This is a genomic window from Saccharopolyspora sp. NPDC045941 (assembly GCF_056431445.1).
This window is the reverse complement of the sequence record NZ_JBWKKU010000006.1, coordinates 1-14,640: the sequence shown is the minus strand read 5'-3', so window position 1 is coordinate 14,640 and position 14,640 is coordinate 1. Positions and strand designations below refer to the sequence as shown.

At 69.9% G+C, this 14,640-nt stretch carries 10 protein-coding genes; 4 read left to right on the top strand and 6 right to left on the bottom strand.

Going from position 1 to position 14,640, the window contains the following annotated elements; genetic code table 11:
• Positions 1-18: 18 nt before the first annotated feature.
• From AC07FN_RS06415 to AC07FN_RS06400, 4 genes are all read right to left on the bottom strand, one after another.
• Complete coding sequence (locus AC07FN_RS06415) at positions 19-993, bottom strand: carbohydrate kinase family protein (protein WP_478394678.1); 975 nt, start codon at positions 991-993, stop codon at positions 19-21.
• Between the two features lie 142 nt (positions 994-1,135).
• Complete coding sequence (gene metK, locus AC07FN_RS06410; protein ID WP_478394677.1) at positions 1,136-2,338, bottom strand: methionine adenosyltransferase; 1,203 nt, start codon at positions 2,336-2,338, stop codon at positions 1,136-1,138.
• A gap of 181 nt (positions 2,339-2,519) precedes the next feature.
• On the bottom strand, positions 2,520-4,223 hold the full coding sequence (locus AC07FN_RS06405) for a glycine/sarcosine N-methyltransferase (protein ID WP_478394676.1): 1,704 nt from the start codon (positions 4,221-4,223) through the stop codon (positions 2,520-2,522).
• Between the two features lie 747 nt (positions 4,224-4,970).
• Positions 4,971-6,719, bottom strand: a complete 1,749-nt coding sequence (locus AC07FN_RS06400) for an AMP-binding protein (RefSeq protein ID WP_478394675.1) — start codon at positions 6,717-6,719, stop codon at positions 4,971-4,973.
• A 252-nt stretch (positions 6,720-6,971) separates the two neighbouring features.
• Here AC07FN_RS06400 and AC07FN_RS06395 point away from each other — a divergent pair, with 252 nt between their 5' ends.
• The gene (locus AC07FN_RS06395; RefSeq protein ID WP_478394817.1) at positions 6,972-8,738 is read left to right on the top strand and encodes a glycoside hydrolase family 2 protein; all 1,767 of its coding nucleotides are present in this window, start codon (positions 6,972-6,974) and stop codon (positions 8,736-8,738) included.
• A gap of 134 nt (positions 8,739-8,872) precedes the next feature.
• On the top strand, positions 8,873-9,895 hold the full coding sequence (locus AC07FN_RS06390; RefSeq protein WP_478394674.1) for an aldose 1-epimerase family protein: 1,023 nt from the start codon (positions 8,873-8,875) through the stop codon (positions 9,893-9,895).
• Between the two features lie 9 nt (positions 9,896-9,904).
• On the opposite strand, the gene AC07FN_RS06385 is transcribed toward AC07FN_RS06390, so the two are convergent.
• Positions 9,905-10,885, bottom strand: a complete 981-nt coding sequence (locus tag AC07FN_RS06385) for an ABC transporter substrate-binding protein (RefSeq protein ID WP_478394673.1) — start codon at positions 10,883-10,885, stop codon at positions 9,905-9,907.
• 166 nt (positions 10,886-11,051) lie between these two features.
• Here AC07FN_RS06385 and AC07FN_RS06380 point away from each other — a divergent pair, with 166 nt between their 5' ends.
• On the top strand, positions 11,052-11,891 hold the full coding sequence (locus tag AC07FN_RS06380; protein WP_478394672.1) for an alpha/beta fold hydrolase: 840 nt from the start codon (positions 11,052-11,054) through the stop codon (positions 11,889-11,891).
• 15 nt (positions 11,892-11,906) lie between these two features.
• Here the strand turns inward: AC07FN_RS06380 and AC07FN_RS06375 are convergent, their stop codons facing one another.
• The gene (locus AC07FN_RS06375; RefSeq protein WP_478394671.1) at positions 11,907-12,791 is read right to left on the bottom strand and encodes an alpha/beta hydrolase-fold protein; all 885 of its coding nucleotides are present in this window, start codon (positions 12,789-12,791) and stop codon (positions 11,907-11,909) included.
• A gap of 134 nt (positions 12,792-12,925) precedes the next feature.
• On the opposite strand from AC07FN_RS06375, the gene AC07FN_RS06370 reads away from it, so the two are divergent.
• Positions 12,926-14,470 (top strand): acetolactate synthase large subunit, encoded by a 1,545-nt coding sequence (locus AC07FN_RS06370; RefSeq protein WP_478394670.1) that lies wholly within the window; start codon positions 12,926-12,928, stop codon positions 14,468-14,470.
• Positions 14,471-14,640 lie beyond the last annotated feature (170 nt).

Below are 14,640 nucleotides of genomic sequence, written 5' to 3'. Positions count from 1 at the left end.
CCCTGCTACTCCCCGTTCTCAGCCGAGCTTCGACTGGACCTCGGCCGCGGCGGCGTCACCGTACGCCTCGGCGATGCGCGCGACGAACGAGTCGCGCTCCACCTGGTACTCCTGCGGACCGTCGGTCTCCAGCGAGACGGTCGCCAGCGTGCAGCCCAGCTGCAGCGAACGCTCCAGGTCGAGGTCGTGGTACAGCCCCGCGAGGAACCCGCTGCGCAGCGCATCGCCGACGCCGGTCGGGTCGCCCTTCTGCTTCTCCTTCGGCGGCGCGACCTCGACGGTCGGCTCCGACTTGGACTCCACCTGCACGCCCTTCGGGCCCAGCGAGGTCACCCACAGGCCGACTCGTTCCAGCACGTCGGCGTGCGTCCAGCCGGTGCTCTGCAGCAGCAGGCCGTGCTCGTACTCGTTGGTGAAGAGGTAATCCGCGCCCTCGACGAGCCGGCGGATCTCCTCGCCCTCCATCCGGGCCAGCTGCTGACCCGGGTCGGCGACGAACCGGTAGCCGCGGTCCCGGCACTCCTCGGTGTGCCGCACCATCGCCGCCGGGTCGTTGGGCGAGATCACCACCACGTCGAGGCCGCCCAGCCGGTCGGCGACCGGCTTGAGCTCGATCTCGCGGGCCTCGGCCATCGCCCCGGCGTAGAACGAGGCGAACTGGTTGTGGTCGAGGTCGGTGGTGCAGATGAACCGCGCGGTGTGCTTGGTATCGGAGACGTACACCGACGCGGTGTCCACCCCGTGCCGCTCCAGCCACCCGCGGTACTCGTCGAAGTCCTGGCCGACGGCGCCGACGAGGGCCGAGCCGACGCCCAGCTGGCCGAGACCGAAGGTGATGTTGGCCGCGATGCCGCCGCGCCGCACCTCCAGGTCGTCGACCAGGAACGACAGCGACACCTGGTGGAGCCGATCCGCGACGAGCTGATCGGTGAACCTACCGGGATAGGACATCAGGTGGTCGGTGGCGATCGAACCGGTCACCGCAATCCGCACTGCTCTACTCCTTCACCAGGGCCGGCCGCCGCTGCGGCGCCGACCTTTGAAGCTCCATTGGACCCCGTCGCCGCTCACGCCGGACCGCGGGGCGCGATCGGCGCGCCCCGCAGCCTGCCGCCACGGCTCCCGAAGGTCGACGTCAGATACCGGCGGCGCTCTTCAGCGCCTCAGCCCGGTCGGTGCGCTCCCAGGGCAGGTCGACGTCACTGCGCCCGAAGTGACCGTACGCTGCCGTCTGCGCGTAGATCGGCCGCAAGAGGTCCAGGTCACGCACGATGGCGGCGGGCCGCAGGTCGAAGACCTCGTTGATCGCGGCCTGGATCTTCACCGGGTCGACGTTCTCGGTGCCGAAGGTCTCGACGAACAGGCCCACCGGGGCGGCCTTGCCGATCGCGTAGGCGACCTGCACCTCGATGCGGCCGGCCAGGCCCGCGGCGATGGCGTTCTTGGCGACCCAGCGCATCGCGTAGGCGGCCGAGCGGTCCACCTTCGACGGGTCCTTGCCCGAGAAGGCGCCGCCGCCGTGGCGGGCCATGCCGCCGTAGGTGTCGACGATGATCTTCCGGCCGGTCAGGCCCGCGTCGCCCATCGGGCCGCCCACCACGAACCGGCCGGTCGGGTTCACCAGCAGCCGGGTGTCGGCGGAGTCCAGGCCGACCCGCTCGATCTCCGGGTCGATGACCTTCGCCTTGATGTCGCCCGCCAGCATGCCCTCGAGGTCGATGTCGGCGGCGTGCTGCGTGGACAGCACCACGGTGTCCAGGCGAACCGGCTGGTCACCGGCGTACTCGATGGTCACCTGCGTCTTGCCGTCCGGCCGCAGGTACGGCAGCACCCCGTCCTTGCGGACCCGGGTCAGCCGCCGCGACAGCCGGTGCGCCAGCGCGATCGGCAGCGGCATCAGCTCGTCGGTTTCGGTGCAGGCGTAGCCGAACATCAGGCCCTGGTCGCCGGCGCCCTGCTTGGCGATCTCGTCGATGACGCCCTCGACGCGGGACTCGTGCGCGTCGTCGACGCCCTGCGCGATGTCCGGCGACTGGGAGCCGATGGCGACGTTCACACCGCAGGAGGCACCGTCGAAGCCCTTGGCGGAGGAGTCGTAGCCGATCTCCAGGATCTTCTCCCGCACGATCGTCGGGATGTCCGCGTAAGCGTCGGTGGTCACCTCACCGGCCACGTGCACCTGACCGGTGGTCACCAGCGTCTCCACCGCGACCCGCGACCGCGGGTCCTGGGCCAACAACGCGTCCAGCACGGCGTCGCTGATCGCATCGCAGATCTTGTCCGGGTGCCCCTCGGTCACCGATTCACTGGTGAACAACCTGCGGTTGATCTCACTCACGACTGCTCCTCACCTCACAGCTGATGCAGCAATGATCCTTGCGTACGGTAGTGACGAAAAACAGGGGGTCTCAGCTGTCTGTTTCCAGACTCGCCTTGCGCGGCGGCGCCGGTGGCGTGCGTGGGCCAAGCGGCTGCGCCGCTTCAAGGACAACGACCAATCCCGCTCTCCGACATCGTTCTCAGGCGCGGGCGTGGATGATGCCCCAGGAGAGGTTGCCCGCCTTGCCACCTGCGACCCAGTTCTTCAGACCCGTCTTCATCTTGGTGCGGTATTCGTCGCTGATCCGGTCCGCCAGCTCCGCTTCCCGGCTCTCGAGTACTTCCAGAACGCGCCCGTAGTGCACCGCTAGGAACTCGGTCAGGTCCTCGAAGTCGAAGTTCTGCAGGCCGAGGCGGGCCAGCTCGCGGCGGTAGAAGCCGGGCGAGCCCATCGTCTCCAGGTTCAGCCGGTCCAGGATCGGCCCGAGGTCCTTCTGCTTGGCGCCGTCGACGGCCATCGGGTCGGTGAAGATGAAGGAGCCGCCGCCCTTGAGCACGCGGGACACCTCCTCCAGGACCCGCTCCCGGTCGCCGCTGTGCAGGATCGCGTCCTGCGACCAGACGATGTCGAAGGCGTTGTCCTGGAACGGGATGTCCTCGAAGGAACCGTCCTTGACCTCGATCAGCTCGTCCAGCCCCGCGGCCCGGTTGAACTCGAGGTTCCGGGCGTTCTCGACCTCGCTGAGGTTCAGGCAGGACACCTTGCAGCCGTAGGTCGCGGCGAGGTGGCGGGCCGCGCCGCCGTAGCCGGAACCGATGTCCAGGATACGGGTGTCCGGGGTGATCTCGACCTTGGCGGCCATCCGCTCCACGGTGCGCCGCGAGGCGCTGTCGATGTCCTCGTCCGGGGTCTGGTAGAGACCGATGTGAATGTCGTTGCCGCCCCAGACGTGGTAGTAGAAGTTGTCCGCGTCCTCGGAATTGTAGTAATCCCGCGCGGTGTGCACCGCGGTCGAGTACACGTCGGAGAGCTCTTCGTCCGGCCGGTACTTCTTCTCCGCCACGTGGATGAAGAAGTCGGGCTCGGCGTCGTGGTAGGTCTCCTGGAAATCGCCGTAGGTGTCGATCCGCTGGAAGCCGACTTCGCGCATGAGCCGCCGCGTGTAGTTCTTCCGCAGCGGGTACATGTTCAAGAAGAATTCAGATTTGTCCGGGAACGTGTACTTGAAGCGCGCCAGGCCCTCGTCGACGTAATCGGGCTCCGCGGAGACGTCCTCGCCGGCGTAGTAGTAGGTGTGCTTCGACGAGAATCCGTTGTCCAGAATCGAGTCGTAATTGCGCTGATCGATGATCAACACACCGTCGTGCTTTAGCATCGCGTAGAACTCGGCGAGGGCTTTGCGCCGATCCCGTTCGGAGAACAGGTGCGTGAAGGAGTTGCCGAGGCAGATGATCGCGTCGTACTCGCCGTGGACGTCACGATTCAGCCAGCGCCAGTCGGCGTGCACCACGCGGAGGATGTGGCCGCCGTAGGTCAGTCCGTTGCTGAACGCCTTGGCGAGCATCTGCGGGCTGCCGTCGGCGCTGACCGCGTCGAAGCCCTCCTCCAGCAGCCGCACGGAGTGGAATCCGGTGCCGGTGGCGACGTCGAGCACCGAGCGGACGCCACGGGCCTTGAGCTGGTCGATGAAGAACGAGCCCTCGCTCTGGTAGCGCTTCTTCCAGTCGATCAGCTCGTCCCACTTCTCGACGAAACCGCCGACGTACTCGTACGTGTAGTGGTCAGATTCGCGCACTTCCAACGGGTTCTCGCCGAACACCTGCTCCTCGCGCGCCACCAGATCAGCGGTGTCCTGAGATCCGGGCTGCTCACTCGAAGCAAGATCGTCCACGCTCTTCGCCATTCTTCACTCCCACCACTCACGTTGGTCATGCGCCACCGCAGAACTCGAGGCCGCGCAAATCCGTGCCCCGAGCTCGTCTCGTGGCCGTGTCGGGTCGCCACTGCGAAAAAAGGCAACGCCCGCACCGGCGTGGGCAGCCGAGAAACGCTCAAGGCCGCAACACCTACGCCGATCACTTCCGGTCGGCACCCTTGCCGACCGGCCCTGACGCGGTATTCCTGCGTCGGTTAACTAACCTAGGCGAAGGAGATCGCAAAGCAAGCGTACGAACGTGTGACGCTAATCACCGGAATACGATGAATGCGTGATTTCCACTGTCACCCTGGGTGAATAAATGCGCTGCCACCTGCGCCGATTCGGCGCATTTTCGAGAGACACAACGATCACGTGAGTGCAGAATGTCAGCGATCTGTGTATACTGGCGCCCGCTTTGCCTTACCACAACAACTGCAAATTACACAACCGCGATTCCCGTCAAAATTATGAAGACTGGGCAGCGTGGCGGTTGACTTTTTCTCTTTTCATTGAGTTCATCGCGGCGCGGAGCACAGATGTTACGGTGCCCACCTCACGCATGCGAGCCATTTTCCGCGCCGGATCCGGCCCATCGGCCGCCGGCCACCGCCCTCCCCCGTCAAGCCTCACGCTCCCCCCGCAGGGACGATCGGCGGAAGGGTTCCTCGCCGCATCGGCCCTGGGGAAGTGTGGCACGCACCCCTGGCGCGTGCCACCGCAGCAGCGCCCGGCTCAGCCCTTCAGTTCGGGGAAGTCCTCTTCGCGGAACTCGCGGTTTTCACCGCCGGGTCCGTCACCAGATCCACCGCCGGGCCGGTGCAGTTCATCCTCCCGGCCGCGCAGTTCGACGCGGCGGATCTTGCCGGAGATCGTCTTCGGCAGCTCGTAGAACTCCAGCCGCCGCACCCGCTTGTAGGGGGCCAGGTGCTCGCGCGCGAAGCGCAGGATCGACAGCGCCGTCTCCCGCGTCGGCTCGTGCTGCCCGGCCAGCACGACGTACGCCTTCGGCACCGCGAGCCGGATCGGGTCCGGCGACGGCACCACGGCCGCCTCGGCCACCGCCGCGTGCTCCAGCAGGACGCTCTCCAGTTCGAACGGCGAGATCCGGTAGTCGGAGGCCTTGAACACGTCGTCGGTGCGCCCGACGTAGGTGATGTAGCCGTCGGCGTCCCGCGATCCGACGTCGCCGGTGTGGTAGTGCCCGCCGCGGGTCACCTCGGCGGTGCGTTCGGTGTCGTCGGCGTAGCCGGTCATCAGCCCGACCGGGCGCGGCTGCAGCGCCAGGCAGATCTCGCCCTCCTCGGCCGGTTCCCCGGTGACCGGGTCGAGCAGCGTCACCTCGAAGCCGGGCAGCGGGCGGCCCATCGAGCCCGGCCGGACCGGCTGCCCGGGCGTGTTTGCGACCTGCACGCTGGTCTCGGTCTGGCCGAAGCCGTCCCGGATGGTCACCGACCAGGCGCGCCGCACCTGCTCGATGATCTCCGGGTTCAGCGGCTCGCCCGCACCGACCACTTTGGACGGTGGCGTGGTCAGGGTCGCGAGGTCGGCCTGGATCAGCATCCGCCAGACCGTCGGCGGCGCGCAGAAGCTGGTGATGCCGCAGCGCTGCATCTGCGCCATGAGCCCGGCCGCGTCGAACCGGGTGTAGTTGTAGATGAACACCGTCGCCTCGGCGTTCCACGGCGCGAAGACGTTGCTCCACGCGTGCTTCGCCCACCCCGGCGAGGAGATGTTCAGGTGCACGTCGCCCGGCTCCAGCCCGATCCAGTACATGGTCGAGAGGTGGCCGATCGGGTAGGACACGTGGGTGTGCTCGACCAGCTTCGGCTTCGCCGTGGTGCCGGAGGTGAAGTAGAGCAGCATCGGGTCCTCGGCGCGGGTGGGCCCGTCCGGGGCGAATTCCGCGTCGGCCGCCGAACTGTCCGCATAGGACTCCCAGCCCGGCACCGGGTCGCCGACCGCGATGCGGGTGTAGTCGCCGGGCACGTCGGCGAACTTCGCCGCGTCGGCCGCGGTGGTGACCACGTGCCGGGCCCGGCCGCGGTCGATCCGGTCGCGCAGGTCGGCCGGGCCGAGCAGCGGGGTCGCCGGGATGATCACCGCGCCCAGCTTCATCGCGGCCAGGATCGTCTCCCACAGCTCGACCTGGTTGCCGAGCATCAGCACCAGCCGGTCGCCGCGGGACACGCCGAGCCCGCGCAGCCAGTTGGCGACCTGGTTCGAACGGCGCGTCATGGCGCGGAAGGTCACCTGGTGCTCGCTGCCGTCGGCGTCGACGATCCACAGCGCGATGCCGTCGCGGCGCTCGCCGATCGTGTCGAACCAGTCCAGCGCCCAGTTGAACTCGGCCGGCTTCGGCCACTCGAAATCGCGGCGAGCGGTGTCGTAGTCCTCGCGGTGCCGCAGCAAGAAGTCCCGGGCGGTGCGGAACACCTCCGTCGCGGCGCCTTGCTGGGCTGAGGAATAACCGGTCACGTGCACACCCTCCTGGACTCGGCTGATTCACCCGATCACTTGAGCGGGCCAACAACGTAACCTCATGAGCCCTACCGATCCACGGCGCTTGCTCCGATTTGCGGGCGCTCTTTCGGCCGCGTTGACTGTGCGTGCGTTCATGGTCATTGTTGTCGGTTGATGGTGATTGCTTTTCGCCTTCTTCGGCAAGTCGGTCTGGAGGCAATCGTGCTGCTGCGCGCCCTGCTGCTCACCACGCTGTTGGCCACCGCCTCCGGGATTCCCGCGACCGCCGCCGTGGCCGCCGATCCCTGGCGCCCGAAACCGCCGCCGCTGACCACACCGTGGACCGAGGAAGTCGGCCCGGACAACGCCCTCCCCGAGTACCCGCGCCCGCAGCTGACCCGCGAACGCTGGCTGAACCTCAACGGATTGTGGTCCTACGGCGGCGGATCGACCCCGCCGGCCGCCGCGACCGAGCAGATCCTGGTTCCCTTCCCACCGGAATCCGGGCTCTCCGGCATCCAGCGCCACGACGACCACATGCTGTACCGGCGGACCTTCGAGGTGCCGCCGGACTGGTCGGGGCAGCGGCTGCTGCTGCACTTCGGCGCGGTGGACCAGAAGGCCGAGGTGTCGGTCAACGGCCGGACCGTCGCGGTGCACGAGGGCGGCTACACCGGGTTCAGCGCCGACATCACCGACGCGCTGCGCCCCGGCGCGAAGCAGGAACTCGCGGTGGCCGTCGAGGACCGCAACGACGCCAACCCGTACCCGGTGGGCAAGCAGCGCAACAAGGCGGGCGGGATCCTCTACACCGGCGCGTCCGGGATCTGGCAGACCGTCTGGCTCGAACCGGTGCCCGAGGCGCACATCGCCAAGCTCGACATCACCTCGGATCTGCGCGGTTTCGACCTGACTGCGCGCACCTCCGCGCGCGCCGGGCAACGGATCGAGGCGGTCGCCTTCGACGCCGAGGGCCGCGAGGTGGGGCGCGCCGACGGCCCGGCCGACACGGCGCTGCGGCTGGCACCGGCCGATCCGCACCTGTGGACGCCCGACGACCCCTACCTCTACGACCTCGTGGTCCGGCTGGTCGGCGCCGACGGACGCACCGTCGACACGGTCGGCAGCTACGCCGGGTTGCGCACCATCGAGCTGGTCGACGACTCGCAGGGGCGGCCGCGGATGGCGCTCAACGGCCGGATCCTGTTCCAGCACGGTCCGCTGGACCAGGGCTACTGGCCGGACGGGATCTACACCGCGCCCACCGACGAGGCGCTGCGGTTCGACCTCGCCGAGACCAAGCGGCTCGGGTTCAACATGGTGCGCAAGCACGTGAAGGTCGAGCCGGCCCGCTGGTACCACTGGACGGACCGGCTGGGCCTGCTGGTGTGGCAGGACATGCCGTCGCTGCCGATCGACCTCGCCGACCCGCCCGGCAGCAACCCGCCGCCCGGCGAGGAGGCCCGCGCGCACTACCGCGACGAGCTCACCGCCATGATCGACCAGCTGCGCAGCGTCCCGTCCATCGTGGCCTGGGTGCCGTTCAACGAGGGCTGGGGCGAGTTCGACACGGCCGAGATCGCCGAGCTGGTCCACCGCACCGACCCGACCCGGCTGGTCAACGCCAACAGCGGGGTGAACTGCTGCTACTCGCTGCCGGACAGCGGCGCGGGCGACATCTACGACGACCACACCTACGTCGGCCCGGGCAGCCCGGAGGTGCGCGGCGAGCGGGCGTCGGTGGATGGCGAGTACGGCGGGCTGGGGCTGGTCGAGGAGGGCCACCTGTGGCCCGGGGAGCCCGGCGCGTACGAGATGACCAACAGCCGCGCCGAGCTGACCGACCGCTACGCCGAGGTCAGCGGCGACCTGGCCCGCATCGTCTCGGCCAACGGCCTGTCCGCGGCGATCTACACCCAGACCACGGACGTGGAGAACGAGGTGAACGGCTTCTTCACCTACGACCGCCGGATCCTCAAGCCCAACCCGGACGTGGTCCGCGCCCGCAACCAGGCGGTGATCGACGCCGGCACGCCCTGACGACTGGCGACCCGGCCATCCACCGGCCACAGTGGATGGCGATCACCCGGGCCGGCGCGATTTCGCGAGAAATCGGCCGTCACCCGGGTGAACGTCGATTCTCGCGGAATCGCGCACTCCCCAGGAGGTCCAGGATGCGACGTTTCAGCCGGCGGGCCGCGCTCGCCACCGCTGCCGGTGCGACCACCGCCGCCGCGCTCAGCGGCAGCGCCACCGCGCAGCCGGCCGATCCGGGCGGAGGCCGGTGGACGGCGAACGGGCGGCTGTACGAGATCCGCTCCGGGCGGCAGCGGGCCGTGATCGCCGGGGTGTCGGCGACGCTGCTGTCGTGGCAGGTCGACGGCGTCGAAATGCTGCTGACGCACCCGGCCGACGACGTCGGCGAGGGCTACCAGGGCAAGACGATCCTGCCCTGGCCCAACCGGATCGACCACGGCCGCTACACCTTCGGCGGCGAGGAGCTGCAGGTCCCGATCAACGAGCCGGATCGGGACACGGCGCTGCACGGGCTGATGAGCTTCGTGGAGTGGCAGCCCGTGCGGCACCGCGCCGACGGAGTCGTCCTGGAGCACGTGCTGCCGCCGGACTACGGCTACCCGTTCCGGCTGGCGTTCCGGATCGAGTACGAAGTGGACGCCACCGGGGTGCGAAGCACGTTGAGCGCCAAGAACATCGGCGACACCGCCGCCCCGTTCGGCACCGCCAACCACACCTACCTCGGCGCCGGCGGGGCCCGCATCGACGACATCGTCTTCGAGCTGCCCGCCGACACCTACTACGTCGTCGACGACCGGCTGATCCCCACCGGCACCGCCCCGGTCGAGGGCACCGACTACGACTTCCGGTCGCCGCGCCCGATCGGAACGACCGAAATGGACACCGCGTTCACCGGGCTGAGCCGCGGCGCCGACGGCGGCGCGGTGGTGCGGTTCGCCCGCCCGGACGGCGTGACCGCCGAGCTCTGGGTCGACCGCACGCACGGCTACCTGCAGGTCTACACCGACGACAGCCCGGCGACCGACCGCCCGGGGCGGGCCGGGATCACCGTGGAGCCGATGACGTGCGCGCCGAACGCGTTCGTCACCGGCGACGGCCTGATCACCCTGCGGCCGGGCGCCACCCACCGCGGCACCTGGGGCTACCGCATCGCGGGCTGATCGGGTCGCTCACGAGGCGTCCACGCCGTAGGCCTTGGCCAGGTCGTCGAGGACCAGGTTGGCGGCCTGCACGCCGATGCCCGACATCCAGGTCTCGTCGGGAACCGTGAACACCCGGTCGTTGCGGACCGCGTTCATCCGGGTCCACAGCGCGCTGGATTCCACGGCCTTCTGCTGGGTCTTCTCCGGCGACACCGCGGTGGTGACGAAAACGGTGTCCGCGTCGGCCATGTCGATGAGCTCGGGGCTGATCTCGTTGTCGAACTCGTCGGCGTTCTGCGACGGCGGCCGGGCCATCCCGGCGTCGGCGAGGACCACGCCCGAGAAGTTCGACTTCTGGTAGAGCCGGATCTTGCCCGCCATGAACCGGGTCACCGACACCGTCGGGGCGGTGCCTCCGTTCTTGGCGATGATGGCGTCGCCGATCCGCTTCGCCCGGGCCTCGTAGGCCTGCAGCGCGGCCTGCGCCTCGGCCTCCTTGCCGAGCGCCGCGGCGTGCACGGCGAGGTTCTGCTTCCAGGGGAAGCCGGTCGTCTCGGTCATCACCGTCGGCGCGATCCGGGACAGCTGGTCGTAGAGGGCGTCGTGGCGGACCCTGCTGGTGAGGATCAGGTCCGGCTTGAGCGAGGCGATCAGCTCCAGCTTCGGCGAGTCCGAAGGGCCGACCAGGGCGGTGCCGCCGAGCTTGTCCCGCAGGTAGGCCGGGAACGCCTCGCCGGTGGACAGGTGCGGCGGGATCGCCGCGACCGGCGTGATCCCCAGCAGCGTCACCGAATCCAGTTCGGCGGTGTCGAGCACGACCACGCGCTCCGGCTTCTTCGGGATGGTCACCTCGCCCTTCGCGGTGGCGATGGTCCGCGGGAAGCCCGCTCCCGGTTCGGCGGCCGGGGCGGCACCGTTCGGCGCGGCGCCGCCGCAGGCCGCGGTCAGCGCGACCAGCCCGGCGGCGACCAATGCGCCCGCGGTGCGCATGAATCGTCGTTGGCGCATCTGGGTTTCCTCTCGATCGGGGTTGAACGTCGACACCGCCGACGCGCCCCCGCGACCGGCGAAACCGCACGAACTTTAATTAGGCAAGCCTTCCCTGATCAAGAGGATGTGTTTCCGGTCCCACTGCTCTATGATCCGCCGTTCGGCGCACCAGTAGAGTGACCGGGTGGCCGAGTACATCCAGATCCCGACTCCTGCCGGGAAGTTCGACGCCCTGACCGCCGGTCCCGAGGACGGCCGCCCGGTGCTGCTGCTGCACGGCTTCCCGGAGGCCGCGGTGCAGTGGAGCGAACAGCTGTCGGTGCTCGGCGGCGCGGAGTGCTTCGCGGTCGCGCCGGACCAGCGCGGCTACTCCCCCGGCGTGCGGCCCGAGAAGGTCGCCGACTACCGGCTGGAGGAGCTCGTCGGCGACGTGCTGGCCATCGCCGAGCACTTCGGCTGGGAGCGCTTCGACCTGGTCGGCCACGACTGGGGCGCGATCGTCGCCTGGGCGACGGCGGCGGAGCACCCGGACCGCGTCCGCACCCTGACGGCCGTGTCGGTGCCGCACCTGGACCCGTTCGGCGAGGCGATGCGCACCGACGAGGACCAGCACCAGCGGTCGGCCTACATGCAGCTGTACCGGTCCTCCACCGCCGAGAAGACCCTGCTCGCCGACAACGCCAAGAAGCTGCGGCAGATCTACTACCCGGGCGTGCCCCAGCACCACGTCGACGACTACGCGCAGCGGTTCACCGAACCGGGCGCGTTGACGGCGGCGCTGAACTGGTATCGCGCGCACCGCTTCGAAAAGCACAAGATCGGCCCGATCACCGTGCCGACGCTGTACGTCTGGAGCACCGAGGACACCGCGATCGGTTCGACGGCGGCGCTGGCCACGGGCGACCACGTCACCGGGCCCTACCGGTTCGAGATGCTGGAGGACGTCTCGCACTGGATCCCGGAGGAGGCCCCGGACACCCTCACCCGCCTGCTCCTCCAGCACCTGGTGGCCCACCAGGCGTGACGGGCCCGCGGACGCTCAGTCCGCGGCGGGCAGGGCGTCGGCGAGGAACTGGACGAACTCGGTGCCGACCGCCTCGAACACCGCGCCCTCGTGGCCGCCGGGCAGGAAGGTGACCACCGGGGTGTTCGGGTACCGCTCGATCAGCTGGTCGATGCCGTCCAGGAACGGGTCCGAGTCGCCGGTCCACACGCCGACCGGCACGCCGCCGAGGTCGTCGAGGCGGCGCAACGGGTCCGCTGCCAGCCACTCCTGCTCGGTGGCGAAGGCCTCCTTCTCCCGCATGCCCTCCCAGCTCACCTGCAGCGCGGGTGCGACCTCCCCGACCGCGGCCACCGGGTGACCCGCCAGGTTGCGGTCCGCCGCGTAGTTCAGCGCGCCGAAGCCGCCGGTGGAGATGCCCGCCACGGCGAACGGCCGGCCGTCGGCGTCGCCCAGGCCGCGCTCGCTCAGCCAGCGCGGCAGCTCCTCCTGGAGCATGGCGGCGAGGTCGCCGTTGGCCGATCCGTCGTTCCAGTACGGGTTGTAGCCGCCGTCGAGGACGGCGAAGCCGAACGCCGGGATCGTGCCTTCGCGGTGCAGCCGTTCGAGCGATGCCAGCGTGTCGTACGGGATCGGGGTGGGCCGGATGCCGTCGCGGCCGTGCAGGTACAGCACGATCGGCAGGTCCTCAGTGGATTCGAGGCCGCGCGGGTAGGCGAGGTAGAGCTCCACCGGGACGCCGCGGTGCGCGGAGTGCACGGACTCCGTGCGGATGACAGGCATGTCCTGTTCGGACAGTGCGGGCTCGACGACCGGCGCCGGTGGCGGCGCGTCCGCGACCGGCGGCGCTGCACAACCGGACAGACCCGCGACCAGCAGCACCGACATCAGCAAGCGCCGGGAGATCCGTTCGCGAGCCACGCCACCTCCACCGTCCGGTTGGTCCGGTTCACCAGCCTAGCCGCGTTCGTCGCTTGCCCCGGCCGCGGGTGACGGAGAGCATGGCAGCCGAGATCCGTCCACGCGGACGGCAGCGAGATCCTTAGGAGTGGCACGTGAAGGGTTCCGAGAGCCTGCTGGCCACGGCGACCGCGGCCGGCGTCCAGGTCTGCTTCGCCAACCCCGGCACCACAGAGATCCCACTCGTCGAGGCGTTCGACCAGGTCCCCGGCGTGCGCGCGGTGCTCGCGCTGTCCGAGGGCGTGGTGACCGGCGCCGCCGACGGCTACGCGCGCATGACGGGCGTTCCCGCGATGACCCTGCTGCACCTCGGACCGGGGTTCGCCAACGGGATCGCGAACCTGCACAACGCGCGCCGCGCCCGCACGCCCCTGATCAACATCATCGGCGAGCACGCCTCCTGGCACCAGCCCGCCGACGCCCCGCTGTCCAGCGACATCGAGTCGCTGGCCCGGCCGGTGTCGGGCTGGGTCGGCCGCACCACCTCACCGGCCTCGGCCGCCGCCGAGTTCGCCGAGGCCTACCGGGCGACGCTCGGGCAGCGCCTGCCCGCCACGCTCATCGCCGCCGCCGACCACATGTGGAGCCAGGGGGGCGAGCCCGCCGCCGTCCCGGCCGCACCGGCGAGGCCCGCGGTCGACGACCAGCAGATCGCCGCGATCGCGAAGCTGCTCGCCGGCGGGAGCCGCCGGACCGCGCTGCTGCTGGGCGGGCACGCGCTGAGCGCCGAAGGCATCCGCACCGCCGCGCGGATCGTGGCGACCACGGGCGGCGAAGTCCTGGTCGAGCGCTCGCCCGCGCGCATCGAGCGCGGCCCGGACATCCCGGCCGTGCGGTCGCTGCCGTACTTCCCGGAAGACGTTCTCCGTTCCCTCGAAGGGTTTTCGCACCTGGTGCTGGTCGGCGCGCGGACCCCCATGGCGTTCTTCGGCTACCGGGGCATGCCGAGCTTCCCGCTGCCCAACGACCTCAAGGTGCGCACCCTGGCCGACACCGACCAGGACGCCGTCGAGGCGCTGCGCGCGCTGGCCGACGCGACCGGCAGCGCGGCGGCCGAAGTGCCGAGCGCCGAGCGTCCGCAGGTGCAGGCCCCGGAGGGGCCGTTGACGGCGGCGAGCATCGCGGCGGCGATCGTGCTCACCCAGCCCGAGCACGCGATCGTGGTGAACGAGGGCATTTCCTCCGGGGCGGCGTACCCGGCGATCGCCGCCGCCGCGCCGCCGCACACCGAGCTGACCAACACCGGCGGTGCGATCGGCATGGGCATGCCGGTGGCCACCGGCGCCGCGGTGGCCTGCCCGGACCGGGCGGTGATCAACTTCCAGGCGGACGGCAGCGCCGCCTACACCGTCCAGGCACTGTGGACGCAAGCCCGCGAGGGCCTCGACGTCACCACGGTGATCTGCGCGAATTCCCGCTACGGGATCCTGGAAGCCGAGCTGCGGCGCGCGGGCGTCGCCGAGCCCGGTGCGGCGGCGGCGAGCATGACCAGCCTCGCGGAGCCCGCGATGGACTGGACGGCGGTGGCGAGCGGTTTCGGCGTGCCCAGCAGCCGGGCGACCACGGGCGAAGAACTGCTCGCGGCGCTCCGCAAGGCGCACGCCGAGCCGGGCCCCCACCTGATCGAAGCCGTGCTTTGAAGCGGCGATCCCATCGGGCTTCTTGCGCTCGCGACGGTGTGCGCGGCTCGTGAGTGCTCGTGGTCGCTGGGACGACCTATAAAACTGACGGAGATGGTTGACACCCGGGCCTGATGATCATAGGGAGATCCGGGTGAGTGAACCCCAGTTGGACCGCGAGGTGCGTCGAC